The organism is Microbacterium sp. 01T413_2 (assembly GCF_056398985.1).
The window spans coordinates 197476-214311 of the sequence record NZ_JBFTQL010000001.1 but is presented as its reverse complement, the minus strand read 5'-3'; the positions used below and the strand labels follow the sequence as shown (position 1 = coordinate 214311).

Here is a 16836-nt window from a genome sequence, read left to right as displayed (position 1 = left end):
GAGCCCCGTCGGGGCGCCTCACAGATGTCGGTAGACGTTCTCCAGGGTCATTCCCTTGGCCAGCATCAGCACCTGCAGGTGGTACAGCAGCTGGGAGATCTCCTCGGCCGCAGCCTCGTCGCTCTCGTACTCTGCGGCCATCCACACTTCGGCCGCCTCTTCCACGATCTTCTTGCCGATCGTGTGCACGCCCGCGTCGAGCTCGCGCACCGTCCCGGATCCCTCCGGGCGCTCGGCCGCCTTGCGGCTCAGCTCGGCGAACAGTTCGTCGAAGGTCTTCACCCTCCCAGGCTACCGGCTCGTGCGAGACCCCGGAGCCGCGTGACGGCGGCTTCGATGTCGCGGGAGCCGTAGACGGCGGATCCGGCGACGAACGTATCGGCGCCTGCGGCAGCGGCCTGCGCGATCGTCGCATCCGAGATCCCGCCGTCCACCTGCAGCCAGACGTCGGAGCCGCGCCGCTTCGCCTCGTCGGCCAGGGCTCGCAGCTTGGGCATCGTCTCGGGCATGAAGCCCTGCCCGCCGAAGCCGGGCTCCACGGTCATCACGAGAATCTGGTCGAACTCGCCGAGGATGTCGTAGAGCGGTTCCGCCGCCGTGCCCGGCTTGATCGCGACGCCCGCCCTGGCGCCGATGCTGCGCAGGGCGCGTGCGAGGGCGACGGGGTCGGACGCCGCCTCGAGGTGGAAGGTGACGCTCGCCGCACCCAGTTCCGCATAGCCCGGCGCCCAGCGGTCCGGATCCGTGATCATCAGGTGCACGTCGAGCGGGATCGGGCTCGTCGCCTGGATGCGCTCGACCATCTGCGGCCCGAAGGTGAGGTTGGGCACGAAGTGGTTGTCCATCACATCCACGTGCGCGAAGTCGGCCGTCGCGATGCGGGCGAGATCCGCCTGCATGTTCACGAAGTCGGCGGCGAGGATCGAGGGATTGATCCGGGGGGCTGCGGGCAGTTCGGCGCGGGATGCGGGCATGCGCCCATTATCCCGGTGCCCGCCGCCGCGATCGTACCGATGCCGCCGTCCGATCGCGGTTCAGGCGTCCTTGACGAGCAGCGACAGGAACATCGCGTCGGTGCCGTGCCGGTGCGGCCAGAGCTGCGCGTGACCGGATCCGTTCGACGGCTCCGGCAGATCGATCGGCTGCTGCGACACGGCACCGAGTGCCTCACGGGCATCGAGCTCGTGCACGTCGTCCCGGTCGCGGAGCACAGTCTGCACGACCGCTGCGGTCTCGGCCAGGTGCGGGGAGCACGTGACGTAGGCGAGGATCCCGCCGGGCTTCAGCGCGCCGAGGGCAGCCGAGAGCAGCTCCTCCTGCAACGCGGCGAGTTCGGGGACGTCGGCGGCGGTCTTGCGCCAGCGCGCCTCCGGGCGGCGCCGCAGCGCTCCGAGTCCCGTGCACGGCGCATCGAGCAGGATCCGGTCATAGGCTGCAGGGCGCTCGGCGGCGAGCACGCGGCCGTCCTCCTCGGCGACCTCGACGTGCAGCGGCACCGCGGCGACTGCCTTGCGCACCAGTCCCGCCCTGGCGGGCGCCACCTCGTTCGCGTCGAGTGTCGCCCCGCTGCGCAGCGCCTCCGCGGCGAGCAGGGCGGTCTTGCCGCCGGGGCCGGCGCAGAGATCCAGCCAGCGCTCCCCCGCCGCCACAGGCCGGACGCCGACGAGCGCGAGGGCGACGAGCTGCGACCCCTCGTCCTGCACGCGCACCCTGCCCTTGTTCGCGGCGACGGTCGCTCCGGGGTCTCCGCCTTCGGATCCGAACGCCGTCGGTGCGTACGGCCGCCGGGGCTCGCGCGGTTCCGCAAGTCCGGGCAGCGCGACGAGCGTGACCTCGGGAGCCACGTTGTCCGCCGCGAGAAGCTCCTCGAGCTCGTCCTCCCGCCCCTCGGCCGCGAGAGCACGGCGCAGGGCACGGATGATCCAGACCGGATGCGCGTAGCGGAGCCCCAGGCGCTCGTCGTCGGAGCGCGCCGCGGCCGTGACGGCGTCGAACCATTCCTCCTGCGTGCGCGCGGCGACCTTGCGCAGCACCGCGTTCGCGAACCCCGACGCGCCGCGCCCACTCTCCAGGGCCACCAGATTCACCGACTCGTTGACGGCCGCGTGCGTCGCGACCCGGGTGGCGAGGATCTGGTGCGCACCGAGGCGGAGGGCGTCGAGCACCGGAGCATCAATGCCGGCGACTTCGCGTCCGGCCGCGGCGGCGATGATGGCGTCGTATGTGCCCAGACGGCGCAGCGTCCCGTATGTCAGCTCGGTCGCGAAGGCCGCGTCCGCAGCGTTCAGTCCCGCATCGCGGATCGCCCCCGGCAGCAGCAGATTGGCGTAGGCATCGGAGGTGCTGACAGCGCGGATCACGTCGTACGCGACGCGACGCGCAGGCTGCACGTCGCGGGGACGCGCGTTCCGCGACGCCGAGTGCTGCGTCGCTCCGCCGGTGTTCTGCCGGCGCGGTGCGCCCTGACCGTCCGCGCGCCGCTTCGGGCCCCGGCGGCCGTCGCCGTGCTGCCGTCCCTGTCCGCTCATCGTGCGTCGCTCTGCTCGCTCGAGGGCGCGGCGGCGTCGAACCGCACGGTCTCGCCGTCGCTGGCCCGCAGGCCGCGGAACCAGTCCGCGGCGGCCATCGCGGCCTTCCCCGCAGGTTGCACGCGCACGAGCAGCAGTGGCGCGCTGCCGGTGCCCACGAGCACGCCGCCCTTGATCCCGTGCAATACGCCCGGCGCCAGCGGATCCGCATCATGCGTCCGCGCGAGCTCGCGCACCTTCAGCGGCGCCCCGTCGATGGCCGTGTGCGCACCCGGCTCGCTGGTGACGCCGCGGTAACGGGCGAACACCATGTCGGCGGGCTCGGTCCAGTCCAGCAGGCCGTCCTCGAGGCCGAGCTTCGCCGCGTGCGTGGGTTCGCCCTGCTGCGGCACGGGGCGAGCGGTGCCACCGGCGATGGCGCCGACGGCTTCCGCGGTGAGCCCGGCACCGTCGATGGCGAGGGAGGCGAGCGCGTCGTCCGCGGTGGCGTCGCCGGCTACGGGGTACACCCGCATCGCGTGCACGTCCCCCGCGTCGAGCGCAGGGACGAGCTGGAACACCGTGGCGCCCAGCTCCGCGTCCCCCGCGATGAGCGCCCGCTGCACCGGGGCGGCCCCGCGCCAGGCCGGCAGCAGGGAGAAGTGCAGGTTGATCCAGCCGTGCTCGGGGGCGCTCAGCAGGGGTTCGCGCACGAGGCCGCCGTAGGCGACGATGACACCGAGTTCGGGGCGCAGCGCCGTGATCCGACCCGTCGCCTCCTCGTCCAGGCGCGCGGCCTTGATCACCGGGATCCCGAGCGCATCGGCCTCCTGCGCGACCGGCGAAGGGGTGAGTATCCGCTTGCGCCCGAGCGGCGCGTCGGGGCGGGTCACGACCGCGACGATCTCGTGCTCGCCGGCGAGGCGACGGAGGGTGGGTACGGCGGCCGCCGGAGTGCCGGCGAAGACGAGACGCATGAGGGTCCTTCGAAGGTGCTGCGGGTTGTTCGAGACGAACGGGGTGGATCGGGTGGTTCAGAGGTCGGGTTCGGTGACGTCGAGCCTCACCGAGAGCGTAGTCCGTGGGGTCCTGCCACGGGCTCGGCGACGGCCCATCGCCTCGGCGATCACGGCGGCGCGGAGGGCGCCCGCCACGCGCGCGCCCTCGGCGTAGGGGAACCGCACGAGCGCGCGCTCCCGGCCGTCGTCGTCGCCTTCGATCGGTACGGGCCCCAGCACGGCGTCCGGCGGCAGCTGCAGCGCGGCGATGTCGTCGAGGGCGCGACGGATGGCGGCGCCGGTGCCCTCGACCTGGGCGACGCGCACGGACGGCGGCATGCGCAGCGGCGCGCGCTCGGCGAGCTCCGTCCGCGCGTACGACGCCTGGGACCAGGTCGCAAGAGCACGAGCCACGGCACCGTCGACGCCGACGAGATGGATCGGCGCTCCGGGCGCGGCGAGGGCGGCCGCGTTCGACCACCAGCGCAGGCAGGACTCCCCGATCCGCAGCTCCGGCGCCTGCAGCATCCGGGAGCCGTCGAGCAGCACGACCGCCCGGTAGCCTCCCTCGGCCAGAGGCTCGGCGCCGCGGGTCGCGACGACGAGGGCCGGCTTCGCGTCGACACGGACCACCGGATGGTTGCCGTCGGCGACGATCACGCGGATCCCCGGGAACGCGCGCCCCAGCTCCTCCGCGGTCCGCTCACTGCCGGATGCGGCAAGACGCACCTTCTCCCCGCCGCAGGAGCTGCACGCCCAGAGGCGCGCCCCGCGTCCGCACCAGGCGCACACCGGTGTCGCCCCGCGATGTGCGGCACCGAGCGGCCCTCCGCAGGCTCGGCAGCGGGCCGGCGCGCGACACGACGCGCACACGAGCGTCGGCGAGAACCCCGGTCGCGCCACCTGCAGCAGCACAGGTCCGGTCGCGGCGGCCTCCCGTGCCGTGAGGAACGCCCGGGACGGCAGGCGTTGACCGCGCCGGTCCAGATCCTCGGTGGAGTCCAGGACCACGCGCGGCAGCTGCCGCTTGGCGGCCGTGATCGCCCGGATCCACCCGGTCTCGACCAAGCGCTCCACGTCGGTCGTGCGGGTGTGGCCGGCGAACAAGAGGGCGGATCCCTCCTGCTCCTGCCGCAGCAGTGCGACATCTCGGGGATGCGCACCGGGCGCGAGCGGCTCGGCCAGCAGCCCGTCGCCGTCGTCCCACAGCATCACCAGGCCCGCTCGCACCGGGGCGTACACGGCGGAGCGGTTGCCGACCACGATGCAGGGGGCGTCCTCGAGCGTGCGGAGGTACGCGCGGTAGCGGTCGGGGCCCGTCTGCCGGGAGTCGAGGCGGGCGATGGGGGCGTCGGGCGCGAGCACGTCGAGGGCGGCGAGCAGCAGGTCGAGGTCGCGGTAGTCGGGGACGACCAGGATCGCCGAGGCGCCGCCCGCCAGCGTGTGCGCAGCCGCAGCGGCCAGCAACCGGGTCCACTCCGGCAGATCGTCGGAGGCCAGGCGCGGGATCGCCTCCACGGCCGCCCGGCCGGAGTCCGCGAGCACATCGGCGAGACCGGCGTACCGCGCGATCGTCTCGGAGACGGCGGGGACCGTCGCCTGCGCGGTTGCGGCACTGTCGCCCTCCGCTTCCCCGGCTGCCGCCAGCCATGCCTTCTCCACGCGGACCTGTCGCTTGGGCACGATCAGCCGCAGCACATCGGATGCGCTGCCTGCGGCGCGGTCCGCCACGCGACGGGCGAGGGTGCAGAGCGACTCGGGCAGCACCTGGGCGCGGGACACCACGGCGTCGACCTCCGCCAGTGTCCGGGCGTCGTCGTCCTCCGTGGCCACCTCGACCAGGTAACCGTCGATGACGCGCCCCGCGGAACGCAGCGGAACCCGTACCCGCACCCCCGGCAGGGCATCATCGATCAGCTCCGCCGGGATGGCGTAGTCGAACAGTCGATCCAGCTGCGGGACCGGCGAGTCCAGCAGTACGCGGGCGATCGGCCGGGGCACGAGCGGAGCCTGCGGGTGAACGGGGTCGATCAGAGTCCGGCGGCGCGGCGCAGGTCGTCGGCGCGCGTCGTCTGCTCCCAGGTGAACGTCGGCAGCTCACGGCCGAAGTGCCCGTATGCGGCGGTGGCGGCGTAGATCGGGCGCAGCAGATCCAGCTCCTCGATGATCGCCTGCGGGCGCAGGTCGAACACCGAGCGGATCGCGCGGGTGATCGTCTCGTCGTCCACGGCGCCGGTGCCGAACGTCTCGACGTACAGCCCCACGGGCTGCGCCACGCCGATCGCGTACGCGACCTGCACCTCGAGCCGATCGGCGAGCCCCGCCGCGACCGCGTTCTTGGCGACCCAGCGCATCGCGTAGGCACCCGAACGGTCGACCTTGGACGGGTCCTTGCCGCTGAAGGCGCCGCCCCCGTGCCGCGACGCGCCGCCGTAGGTGTCGATGATGATCTTGCGACCCGTCAGCCCCGCATCGCCCTTCGGACCTCCGGTCACGAAGGGGCCGGCCGGGTTGATGTAGTGCGTGACGCCATCGAGGTCGAGGCCCGTCGTCGCGAGGACGGGGTCGATCACGTGCTCGCGGACGAGCGCCTTGAGCTCCTCCTGGGAGATCTCCGGGTTGTGCTGAGTGGACAGCACCACCGCGTCGACCGTCTTCGGGGTGAAGCCGTCGTAGCCCAGCGTCACCTGGGTCTTGCCATCGGGACGCAGGAACGGCAGCGTGCCGTCGCGGCGCACCTCGGTCAGGCGCTCCGCCAGGCGATGCGCGGTCCACGCCGCCATCGGCATGAGCTGCGGGGTCTCGGTCGTGGCGAAGCCGAACATGATGCCCTGATCGCCCGCGCCCAGGAGATCGCGCGGGTCGGAGGAGCCGCCCTCGCGGTGCTCGTGCGCCTGGTCGACGCCGCTCGCGATGTCCGCCGACTGCTCCCCGACCGAGACGCTCACGCCGCAGGAGGAGCCGTCGAATCCGGTGTCGCTCGAGGTGTAGCCGATGCCGTTGACGACGTCGCGGACGATCGTGGGGATGTCGACGTAGCCCGAGGTCCGGATCTCGCCGGCGACGTGCACGAGGCCCGTGGTGACGAGCGTCTCCACCGCGACGCGTGCTCCGGTGTCCACCGTGAGCAGGCCGTCCAGGATCGAGTCGGAGATCTGGTCGCAGATCTTGTCGGGGTGCCCCTCGGTGACGGACTCGGAGGTGAACAGACGCAGCGCGCTCATCGGTGCTCCTTGGTGTGGAGGGCGGTCGGGCGGGACGGGTTGCGCCCCTGGCAACAGGTTGGTGCGCCCATGCCCAGTATGGACGGAGCCGCCGACATCCACGGACGGGATGACGGCGGCTCCCTTGCGTCGTGCCGGCGGAGAGTCAGCTCACTCCGCGTGGCGGATGCGGAGCTTGTCCTCGTTGATCTCGTGCAGCGCGATGGTCAGCGGCTTGTCCTCGACGGAGGAGTCGACCAGCGGACCCACGTTGTCGAACAGGTTGCCCTCGTGCAGGTCGGAGTAGTAGTCGTTGATCTGGCGCGCGCGCTTGGACGCATAGATGACGAGCTCGTACTTGGACTCGACGCGGTCGAGCAGGTTGTCGATGGGCGGGTCGATGATGCCGTTGTTGTGTCCGGCCATGGTGGACCTCCTGTTGGTGGGATGTTCGGCGACGCATGTCGCGAAGAATTCGGGCGTGCGCGCCCTTCGAGCCCTTCGACAGGCTCAGGAACCGGATGGATCCGTCAGCGCGCAGACGCCGAAGACAATTCTACGACCTCGCGGGCGGCCGTGGCGACGTCCTCGTTCACGACGCGGTGATCGAACTCCGATTGAGAGGCCAGTTCGACCTTCGCGGTGCGCAGACGCCGGGCACGCTCCTCGGCGTCCTCCGTGCCGCGACCGACCAGACGCTGCACGAGCTCGTCCCAGGACGGCGGCAGCAGGAACACGAGGTTCGCGGAGGGATCCGCAGCCCGCACCTGACGGGCGCCCTGCAGGTCGATCTCCAGCAGGACGGTCTTGCCCTCGGCCAGGGCCGCATCGATGGGCCGGCGCGGAGTGCCGTAGCGGAACCGGTTGTGCACGGTGGCGTGCTCGAGCAGCTCGCCCGCGGCGATCATGCGATCGAATTCGGCGTCGTCCACGAAGAAGTAGTGCACGCCGTCCTGCTCCCCCGGGCGCGGTGCGCGCGTGGTCGCGGAGACGGAGAGGTGGATCTCGGGGTGATTCTCGCGGATGTGCGCGGCCACCGTGCCCTTGCCCACCGCAGTGGGTCCGGCCAGCACGAGCAGCCGGCTCCGGCCGGCGCGGGGCACGGGCTGCGGGAAGCGCGTGTCGACCCAGTGACGCAGCGCCTGCTGCTGCCGCGACCCGAGGCCCCCGAGCCGCTTGACCGGGGAGATCTGCAGGTCGGCGAGGATGCGATCGCGCTTGCCCGCGCCGATCGCGGGCAGAGCCGTCAGGAAGTCCGGGACGCGCAGCGTTCCCGCTGTGGAATGCGGGTCGGCCGCGGCCGCGGCCAGCACGTCCTGCGGCGCGGTCACCCGCATGGTGAGATCGCGTTTCAGCGATGCGCGCGCGCGGCGGCGTTCGACCGCTCGACGAGCGGCGGCGACGCGATCGACCTCGGGGACTGCGCGTCCTGCCGGTTCAACCACCCATGACCTCCTGGTAGCGCGCGGCGCGCTCTTCGATCGTCGCTGCGATCCGGTCCGGACCAGCGGACAGGATGCTCCGGCTTTCGGAAGCCAGGACGTTACCTGCCAGCGTACCGAATCTCGAGCGCAGATCCGCGGGTGTCGCGCCCTGCGCGCCGAATCCCGGGGCCAGCAGCGGCACCGTGCGCAGCGTCTCATCGTCCAGGCCGAAATCCTCTCGGTCGATGGTCGCCCCGACCACCAGGCCGACGGATCCGAGCCCGCCCTGCGGTGAGTCGTACGCCGTCACATCCCGGGTGATGCGCAGCGCGGTGGTCTCCCCCGGCGTGACAGCGAGCGCTGCCGGCACGAGCGCCTGCTGCACCGGCGCCCCCTCGGGGTTGCTCGTCGCGGCGAGCACGAAGACGCCCTTGCCCGCGAGAAGCGCGCGCGTGATCGCCTCAGCGAGCGACCCGCCGCCGAGGTAGGGGCTGATCGTGAGCGCGTCGGCCTCGAGCGGTGAGCCCGGCTCGAGCCATGCCTGCGCGTATCCGGCCATGGTGGTGCCGATGTCGCCGCGCTTCGCGTCGGCGACGACCAGGAGCCCCGCCGCACGCGCCGCCGACATCACGTCTTCGAGCGCGGCGAACCCCCGGGATCCGAAGCGCTCGAAGAACGACACCTGCGGCTTGACGATGCCGACGCGCCCCGCGGCGGCCTCGACCGTCGCGAGTCCGAACGCCCGCACGCCGTCGGCCGTCTGAGGCAGGCCCCAGGCGTCCAGCAGCGCCTCATGCGGGTCGATCCCCACGCACAGCGGACCGTGCGTGTCGAGCGCCTTGCGCAGCCGCGCTCCGAAGGATGTCACTGTCACGCGCGCGCCAGCCGGTCCTGGGCGTACTCCTGGAGGCTCCGCACCTCGAAGCCCTTGTCCGCCGCGTCCATTCCGCTCACGGCCGCGCCGAGCGTCGCGATCGTCGTGAACAGCGCCTTGTCCGCGGCGACCGCGGCCGCGCGGATCTCGTAGCCGTCGGCGCGTGCGGCCCCGCCGGAGGGCGTGTTAACGATGATGTCGATCGCGCCCTGGTCGATCAGGTCGACGATGTTCGTCTCGCCACTCGCCTGGGTCTCGCTGTACTTCTCGACGACGGTCACCGGGATGCCGTTGCGGGACAGGATCTCGGCCGTGCCCGTGGTCGCCACGATCGTGAAGCCGAGCTGGTGCAGCCGGTGCGCGGGCAGGATCACCGAGCGCTTGTCGGCGTCGGCGACCGAGATGAACACGGTGCCGGACGTCGGGGTGCCGCCGTAGGCCGCGGCCTGGCTCTTCGCGAACGCGGTCGGGAAGTCGCGGTCGATGCCCATCACCTCGCCGGTCGAGCGCATCTCCGGCCCGAGGATCGAGTCGACGATGCGGCCGTCCTTGGTGCGGAACCGCTTGAACGGCAGCACGGCCTCCTTGACCGAGACGGGCGAGCCGAGCGGCACGCGGGAGCCGTCGACCGGCGGCAGCATCCCCTCGTCCTTGAGCTCGGCGATCGTGGATCCGGACAGGATCCGGCTCGCCGCCTTCGCGAGCGGGATCCCGAGCGCCTTCGAGACGAACGGCACGGTACGGCTCGCGCGCGGGTTCGCCTCGATGACGTAGAGCACGCCGGCGCTGATCGCGAACTGCACGTTGAGCAGGCCCCGCACGCCGACGCCCTCGGCGATGGCCAGGGTGGCGGTGCGCACGCGGTCGATGTCGGAGCGGCCGAGCGAGACCGGCGGCAGCGTGCAGCTCGAGTCGCCGGAGTGGATGCCGGCCTCCTCGAGGTGCTCCATGACGCCGCCGATGTAGAGCTCCACGCCGTCGTACAGCGCGTCCACGTCGATCTCGATCGCGTCGTCGAGGAAGCGGTCCACGAGCAGGGGCTTGCCCTCCTCGATGATGACCTCGCCCGCGGTGCGCACGAAGTAGTCGCGCAGCGCCGGGGTGTCGTAGACGATCTCCATGCCGCGGCCGCCGAGCACGAAGCTGGGGCGGACGAGCACCGGGTAGCCGATCTCCTCGGCCACCGCGACCGCGCCCTCGACGTCGATCGCGGTGCCGTTGCGGGGCGCGACCAGACCGGCCGCGTCCAGCAGCCGGGAGAACAGCTCCCGCTCCTCGGCGAGGTCGATCGCCTCCGGGCTGGTGCCGAGCACGGTGTATCCCGCCGCCTCGATCCCCTTCGCGAGTCCGAGCGGGGTCTGCCCGCCGAGCTGGCAGACGACGCCGAGGATGGTGCCGGACTGCGCTTCGGCGTGCAGCACCTCGAGCACGTCCTCCAGGGTGAGCGGCTCGAAGTACAGCCGGTCGCTGGTGTCGTAGTCGGTGGAGACGGTCTCCGGGTTGCAGTTGACCATGACCGTCTCGTACCCGGCGGCGGACAGCGCGAAGGACGCGTGCACGCAGGAGTAGTCGAACTCGACGCCCTGGCCGATGCGGTTCGGCCCGGATCCGATGATGACGACCTTGGTCCGGTCGCTCGGGGTGACCTCGGTCTCGCTGTCGTAGCTGGAGTAGTGGTACGGCGTGAGGGCCGGGAACTCGCCGGCGCAGGTGTCCACGGTCTTGTAGACGGGCCGGATCCCGAGCCCGTGCCGGACGCCGCGCACCTCGGCCTCGGTGAGCCCGCGGAGCTCGGCGAACTGCACGTCCGAGAAGCCGTGGTCCTTGCCGAGGCGGATCGTGGCGGCGTCGAGCTCGGGCGCGGTGCGGATCTGCTCGGCGACCTCGTTGATGAGCACCATCTGGTCGATGAACCAGGGGTCGATCGCCGTGGCCTCGAACGCCTGCTCGATCGTGGCGCCCTTGCGCAGCGCCTGCTGCAGCACGACGATGCGCCCGTCGGTCGGCGTCTTGGAGATCTCGAGGAGCTCCTCGACGCTTCGGCTTTCGGGACCCCAGTGGAACGAGGATCCGCGCTTCTCGAGCGAGCGGAGCGCCTTCTGCAGCGCCGTCGTGTAGTTGCGGCCGATCGCCATGGCCTCGCCGACCGACTTCATGGTCGTGGTGAGCGTCGCGTCGGCGGCCGGGAACTTCTCGAACGCGAACCGCGGGGCCTTGACGACGACGTAATCGAGCGTGGGCTCGAAGCTCGCCGGGGTCACGCCCGTGATGTCGTTCGGGATCTCGTCCAGGCGATAGCCGAGCGCGAGTTTGGCGGCGAGCTTCGCGATCGGGAATCCGGTCGCCTTCGACGCGAGCGCCGAGGAGCGCGACACGCGGGGGTTCATCTCGATGACGATGACGCGGCCGTTCTCCGGGTTCACTGCGAACTGGATGTTGCAGCCGCCGGTGTCGACGCCGACGGCGCGGATGATGTCGATGCCGATGTCGCGCAGGTTCTGGTACTCGCGATCGGTGAGCGTGAGCGCCGGGGCGACCGTGATCGAGTCGCCGGTGTGCACGCCGACTGGGTCGACGTTCTCGATCGAGCAGACGACGACCGTGTTGTCGGCCGTGTCGCGCATGAGTTCGAGCTCGTACTCCTTCCAACCGAGGATCGACTCCTCCAGGAGCACCTCGGTGGTCGGCGAGTCGTGCAGGCCGGCGCCGCCGATGCGGCGCAGGTCGCGTTCGTCGTACGCGAAGCCGGATCCGAGTCCGCCCATGGTGAACGAGGGGCGCACGACCAGCGGGTAGCCGAGCTTCTCGGCGCCTTCGAGCAGTTCGTCCATCGTGTGGCAGATCACGGACGCGGCGACGTCGGCGCCCGCATCGAGCACCAGCTGCTTGAAGATCTGGCGATCCTCGCCCTTCTGGATCGCCTCGACCTTCGCGCCGATGAGCTCGACGCCGTACTTCTCCAGGATCCCGCGCTCGTGCAGCGCCATGGCCGCGTTCAGCGCGGTCTGCCCGCCGAGGGTCGGCAGGATCGCGTCCGGTTTCTCCTTGGCGATGATCGTCTCGATCACCTCGGGGGTGATCGGCTCGATGTAGGTCGCGTCCGCGAAGTCGGGGTCGGTCATGATCGTGGCCGGGTTGGAGTTGACCAGGATGACGCGGACGCCGTCCTCGCGCAGGACGCGGCACGCCTGGGTGCCGGAGTAGTCGAACTCGCAGGCCTGACCGATGACGATCGGACCGGATCCGATGACGAGGACGGAGTGGATGTCGTCGCGCTTGGGCATTACTTGCTGTCCTTCGTGGAGAGGTGGGCGACGACGACGTCGCGGAAGCGGTCGAAGAGGTAGTTGGCGTCGTGGGGACCGGCCGCGGCCTCGGGGTGGTACTGCACCGAGAAGGCCGGGATGTCCAGGGCGCGGAGCCCCTCGACGACCTGGTCGTTGAGGCCGACGTGGCTGACCTCGACCTTGCCGTAGCCGTGGGGGCTGTCGAAGGAGCCCTCGATGGGCGCCTCGACGGCGAAGCCGTGGTTGTGCGCCGTGATCTCGACGCGGCCCGTGGCCTTGTCGAGCACCGGCTGGTTGATGCCGCGGTGGCCGAACGTGAGCTTGTAGGTGCCGAGCCCCAGGGCACGGCCGAACAGCTGGTTGCCGAAGCAGATGCCGAAGTACGGCAGACCCGCTTCCAGCACCTCGCGGAGCACCGCGACCTGGGCGTCGGACGCCGAGGGGTCGCCGGGACCGTTCGAGTAGAACACCGCGACCGGCTCGATCGCGGTGATGTCGGCGAACGTGGAGGCCTGCGGCAGCACGTGCACGTCGAACCCGCGGGCGGCGAGGTTGTCGAGCGTGGACTGCTTGACGCCGAGGTCGAGCACGGCGAGGTTGCCGATCCGCTCCGACGTCGCGGGCGTGACCTGTGCGGAGGTGACGGAGACCGCGGCGGAGAGGTTCTGCCCGGCCATCTCGGGCGCCTCCGCCACGCGGCGCAGTTGCTCATCCGCATCCAGCGCGGCGTCCGCACCGGAGAAGATGCCGCCGCGCATGGATCCGGCGGAGCGGATGTGCCGCGTGATCGCACGGGTGTCGATGCCGCTGATGCCGACGATCCCGTCGCGCACGAGGGTTTCATCGAGCGAGGCGTTCGCGCGCCAGTTCGACACGACCCGCGAGGGGTCGCGCACGATGTAGCCGGCGACCCAGATGCGGCGGGACTCGGGGTCCTCGTCGTTCATTCCGGTGTTGCCGATGTGCGGCGCGGTCTGCAGCACGATCTGTCCGGCGTAGGACGGGTCGGTGAGCGTCTCCTGGTAGCCGGACATGCCGGTGGCGAAGACGACCTCGCCCAGGGCGGTTCCGGTCGCGCCGTAGGCGCGTCCGACGTGGCGGGTGCCGTCCTCGAGGACGAGCACGGCGGAGTCGTGAGGAAGGGTCATGCGGATTCTCCAGTCTCGGAGGCAGCGCAGAGGCGCTGAAGGTCGGTGAGCGCGGCGCCTGCGGCATCGGTGTTGCCCAGGTCGCCGGTGATGCGGAGATAGCTGTCGACGACGGTGCCGTCGTCCGTGCGCCAGACCAGGCGGATCAGCCCGCCCGGTTCGACGACCCGGTCGATCGTGACCGTCGCGCGGTCGGCGCCGAGCAGCCGCGCCGAGGCGAGGAACACCGTCGGCGAGCCGTCCAGGCTCAGCGCCGCGCCGCGGTCGGTGATGGTGAGCTCGCCCCGTGCTCGATACACGAGTGGGCGCACCGCGAGGCGCTCGAGCGAGTGGTCGTGCCGGGTGGTCGCGACGTAGAGCGTCTCGTAGCGCGCCTGGACCTCGGCGTGCTCGGGAACCCCGATCGGTGCCGCGAGGCCGGAGTCGCGCCGCAGCCGGGCGCGCCACGCCCAGACTCCGGCGAGGATGAGCAGCACGGCGACCCCGAGGACGACCGCGCCGGCGACCTGCTGATTCACGAGCCGAGCTCCACGAGCACGCCGTCGGCGAGCGTCGCGTACCCGCGATGCACGGTCCAGAGGACCTTGCCCGGCAGGTCGCGACCGAGGTACGGCGAGTTCGTGCTCTGGCCGTGCAGGTCCGCCTCGGCGAACACTCCTTGCGCAGCGGCGTCGTAGAGCGTGAACTCGGCCGGCTGCCCGGCGGCGATCGGCGTGCCGTGCCCGGCGAGGGATCCGATCCGCGCCGGAGCGGAGCTCATGACGCGGGCGACATCGGTCCAGTCCAGCAGTCCGGTCTGCACCATGGCCTGGTGCACGACCCGCAGCGCGGACTCCAGGCCGACCATGCCGTTCGCGGCGGCCTGCCATTCGCAGGCCTTCGCCTCGCTCGGGTGCGGAGCGTGGTCGGTGGCGACGATGTCGATCGTGCCGTCGGCGAGGCCCTCACGCACGGCGAGCACGTCCTCCTGGGTGCGCAGCGGCGGGTTGACCTTGAATCGCGCGTCGTAGCCGCGCGCCAGCTCGTCGGTCAGCAGCAGGTGGTGCGGGGTGACCTCGGCGGTCACCGCCACGCCGCGCTTCTTCGCCCAGCGGATGAGCTCGACGGATCCGGCGGTGGACAGGTGGCAGACGTGCAGCCGGGATCCGACGTGCTCCGCGAGCAGGATGTCGCGCGCGATGATCGACTCCTCGGCGACCGCCGGCCAGCCCGCGAGGCCCAGTTCCGCCGATACGGCGCCCTCGTTCAGCTGCGCGCCCTCGGTGAGCCGCGGGTCCTGCGCGTGCTGCGCGATCACCCCGTCGAAGGCCTTCACGTACTCGAGCGCGCGGCGCATGATGAGCGGGTCCCAGACGCAGAAGCCGTCGTCGCTGAAGACCCGGACGTTCGCGCGGGACGAGGCCATGGCGCCGAGCTCGGCGAGCCGCTCCCCCTTCTGCCCGACGGTGACCGCGCCGATCGGCTGCACCGTGGCGTAGCCGGCGGCCTCGCCGAGGGCGAGCTCCTGCTCGACGACGCCCGCCGAATCGGCGACGGGTGAGGTGTTGGGCATCGCGAACACGGCGGTGAAGCCGCCGGCGGCGGCAGCGCGGGTGCCGGACAGCACGGTCTCGCTCGCCTCGAAGCCGGGCTCACGCAGGTGCGTGTGCAGGTCGACGAGGCCGGGCAGCGCGACCAGTCCGTCGGCGTCGACGACGCGGGCGCCTGCGGCGGAGAGGCCGGCGCCGACTTCGGCGATCCGTCCGTCCTGGACGAGGATGTCCGCGGAATCGGCGCCAAGGATCTTCGCGCCTCGGAAGAGCAGGCTCTCGGTCATCGGTCTCCTCGATTCATTTGAAACTCCTCGGTCCCTGAGCCGGTCCCTGTTCTGACGGGCTCAGAGCGCTCCCCGGCCAGCAGCATGTACAGCGCCGCCATCCGCACCGAGACCCCGTTCGCGACCTGCTCCAGCACGGTGGAGCGGGCGGAATCGGCGGCGTCGGAAGAGATCTCCAGTCCGCGGTTCATCGGGCCGGGGTGCATCACGATCGTATCCTCGGGCAGCCGCCGCAGCCGGGCTGCGTCGAGCCCCCAGCGGCGGGCGTACTCGCGCTCGCTCGGGAAGAAGGCCGCGTGCATGCGCTCGAGCTGGATGCGCAGCATCATCACGGCGTCCGGCTCCTCGGCCAGCGCCGTGTCGAGGTCGTACAGCACCCGCGCCGGCCATGCGGTGACGTCCTGCGGGATCAGCGTCGGCGGGGTGACCAGGGTGACCTCCGCGCCGAGCGTCGCGAGCAGCCACACGTTGGAGCGGGCGACGCGGGAGTGCAGCACGTCGCCGACGATCACGACCCGTACTCCGCTGAGATCGCGGCCGCGGCTGTCCGCGCCGAACCGGCGCTTGCGCATCGTGTACGCGTCGAGCAGTGCCTGCGTCGGGTGCTCATGGGTGCCGTCGCCGGCGTTCACGACGCCGGCCGAGATCCAGCCGCTCGTAGCGAGAGTGCGGGGCGCGCCGGACGCGGGGTGGCGCACGACCACGGCGTCGGCGCCGATCGCCTCCAGCGTCTGCGCGGTGTCCTTGAGGCTCTCGCCCTTGGAGACGCTGGACCCCTTGGCGGCGAAGTTGATCACGTCGGCGGAGAGGCGCTTGGCGGCGGCCTCGAACGAGATGCGCGTGCGGGTGGAGTCCTCGAAGAAAAGATTCACCACGGTCTTGCCGCGCAGCGTCGGGAGCTTCTTCACCTCGCGGGACTGGGTGTCGGCCATGTCCTCGGCGATGTCCAGGATCCGCATCGCGTCTTCGCGTGCAAGGGTGCGGGTGTCGAGCAGGTGCCTCATTCGTCCCCTCCCTCGATCGAGACGTACTCCTCGCCGTCGTCCTCGCGCAGGCGCACGTTGACACGCTCGCTGCGGGACGAGGGGATGTTCTTGCCGACGAAGTCGGGGCGGATCGGCAGTTCGCGATGCCCGCGGTCGACGAGGATCGCGAGGCGCACCACCGCGGGGCGGCCGATGGACTGCAGCGCGTCGAGGGCGGCGCGGATACTGCGTCCGGAGAAGAGCACGTCGTCGACGAGGACGACGGTCTTGCCGTCGATCCCGCCCGCGGGGATGTCGGTGCGGTGCGGGGATCGGGTCGGGTGCTTCGCCAGATCGTCGCGGAACAGCGTCACGTCCAGCGAGCCGACGGGGACGGCGGTCTGTGCGATCTCGGTGATCAGCAGCGCGAGGCGCTCGGCGAGAGGGACACCGCGGGTGGGGATGCCCAGGAGGACCAGATCCTCCGCTCCCCGGTTGGATTCGAGGATCTCGTGGGCGATGCGCGTCAAAGCGCGCCTGATGTCGGCTTCCTGCAGCACGATACGTGCGCTCATCTGCCGGCTCCCTTCTCCGCCTCACGGGACGGTGTTAAA

15 protein-coding genes are annotated in these 16836 nt (G+C 71.5%); all 15 read right to left on the bottom strand.

The annotated features are described in order from the left end of the window. Positions 1 to 18 precede the first annotated feature (18 nt). Positions 19 to 282: a phosphoribosyl-ATP diphosphatase gene (locus AC1DMN_RS01035; protein ID WP_440731769.1), complete on the bottom strand. Its 264-nt coding sequence runs from the start codon at positions 280 to 282 to the stop codon at positions 19 to 21. Next, positions 279 to 974: a ribulose-phosphate 3-epimerase gene (rpe, locus tag AC1DMN_RS01030; protein ID WP_441975920.1), complete on the bottom strand. Its 696-nt coding sequence runs from the start codon at positions 972 to 974 to the stop codon at positions 279 to 281. The genes AC1DMN_RS01035 and rpe overlap by 4 nt, the downstream gene beginning before the upstream one ends. A 60-nt stretch (positions 975 to 1034) precedes the next feature. Continuing rightward, complete coding sequence (locus tag AC1DMN_RS01025; protein ID WP_441975921.1) at positions 1035 to 2528, bottom strand: RsmB/NOP family class I SAM-dependent RNA methyltransferase; 1494 nt, start codon at positions 2526 to 2528, stop codon at positions 1035 to 1037. Further along, positions 2525 to 3484, bottom strand: a complete 960-nt coding sequence (locus tag AC1DMN_RS01020) for a methionyl-tRNA formyltransferase (RefSeq protein ID WP_477229087.1) — start codon at positions 3482 to 3484, stop codon at positions 2525 to 2527. Before AC1DMN_RS01020 ends, AC1DMN_RS01025 begins: the two co-directional genes overlap by 4 nt. 57 nt (positions 3485 to 3541) lie before the next feature. Beyond that, the gene (locus AC1DMN_RS01015) at positions 3542 to 5506 is read right to left on the bottom strand and encodes a primosomal protein N' family DNA-binding protein (RefSeq protein WP_477229086.1); all 1965 of its coding nucleotides are present in this window, start codon (positions 5504 to 5506) and stop codon (positions 3542 to 3544) included. Positions 5507 to 5535: 29 nt separating this feature from the next. Beyond that, positions 5536 to 6729: a methionine adenosyltransferase gene (gene metK / locus AC1DMN_RS01010; RefSeq protein WP_441975924.1), complete on the bottom strand. Its 1194-nt coding sequence runs from the start codon at positions 6727 to 6729 to the stop codon at positions 5536 to 5538. A gap of 150 nt (positions 6730 to 6879) precedes the next feature. Further along, positions 6880 to 7134 (bottom strand): DNA-directed RNA polymerase subunit omega, encoded by a 255-nt coding sequence (rpoZ, locus tag AC1DMN_RS01005; RefSeq protein WP_045273081.1) that lies wholly within the window; start codon positions 7132 to 7134, stop codon positions 6880 to 6882. 104 nt (positions 7135 to 7238) lie between these two features. After that, entirely contained in the window at positions 7239 to 8153 is a 915-nt protein-coding gene (gene gmk / locus AC1DMN_RS01000) for a guanylate kinase (RefSeq protein WP_440731775.1), read from the bottom strand. Continuing rightward, entirely contained in the window at positions 8146 to 9000 is an 855-nt protein-coding gene (pyrF, locus tag AC1DMN_RS00995; RefSeq protein WP_477229331.1) for an orotidine-5'-phosphate decarboxylase, read from the bottom strand. Before pyrF ends, gmk begins: the two co-directional genes overlap by 8 nt. Before the next feature lie 2 nt (positions 9001 to 9002). Then, positions 9003 to 12290 (bottom strand): carbamoyl-phosphate synthase large subunit, encoded by a 3288-nt coding sequence (gene carB, locus AC1DMN_RS00990; RefSeq protein WP_477229085.1) that lies wholly within the window; start codon positions 12288 to 12290, stop codon positions 9003 to 9005. Then, a complete protein-coding gene (gene carA, locus AC1DMN_RS00985) occupies positions 12290 to 13441 on the bottom strand; it encodes a glutamine-hydrolyzing carbamoyl-phosphate synthase small subunit (protein WP_477229084.1) in 1152 nt (383 codons plus the stop codon). The genes carB and carA overlap by 1 nt, the downstream gene beginning before the upstream one ends. Further along, a complete protein-coding gene (locus AC1DMN_RS00980; protein WP_440731778.1) occupies positions 13438 to 13959 on the bottom strand; it encodes a PH-like domain-containing protein in 522 nt (173 codons plus the stop codon). Before AC1DMN_RS00980 ends, carA begins: the two co-directional genes overlap by 4 nt. Beyond that, entirely contained in the window at positions 13956 to 15257 is a 1302-nt protein-coding gene (locus tag AC1DMN_RS00975; protein WP_477229083.1) for a dihydroorotase, read from the bottom strand. Before AC1DMN_RS00975 ends, AC1DMN_RS00980 begins: the two co-directional genes overlap by 4 nt. Further along, positions 15254 to 16261, bottom strand: a complete 1008-nt coding sequence (locus tag AC1DMN_RS00970) for an aspartate carbamoyltransferase catalytic subunit (RefSeq protein ID WP_440731780.1) — start codon at positions 16259 to 16261, stop codon at positions 15254 to 15256. The genes AC1DMN_RS00975 and AC1DMN_RS00970 overlap by 4 nt, the downstream gene beginning before the upstream one ends. Next, positions 16258 to 16797, bottom strand: coding sequence for a bifunctional pyr operon transcriptional regulator/uracil phosphoribosyltransferase PyrR (gene pyrR, locus AC1DMN_RS00965; RefSeq protein ID WP_440731781.1), 540 nt, complete (start codon positions 16795 to 16797; stop codon positions 16258 to 16260). Before pyrR ends, AC1DMN_RS00970 begins: the two co-directional genes overlap by 4 nt. Positions 16798 to 16836 lie beyond the last annotated feature (39 nt).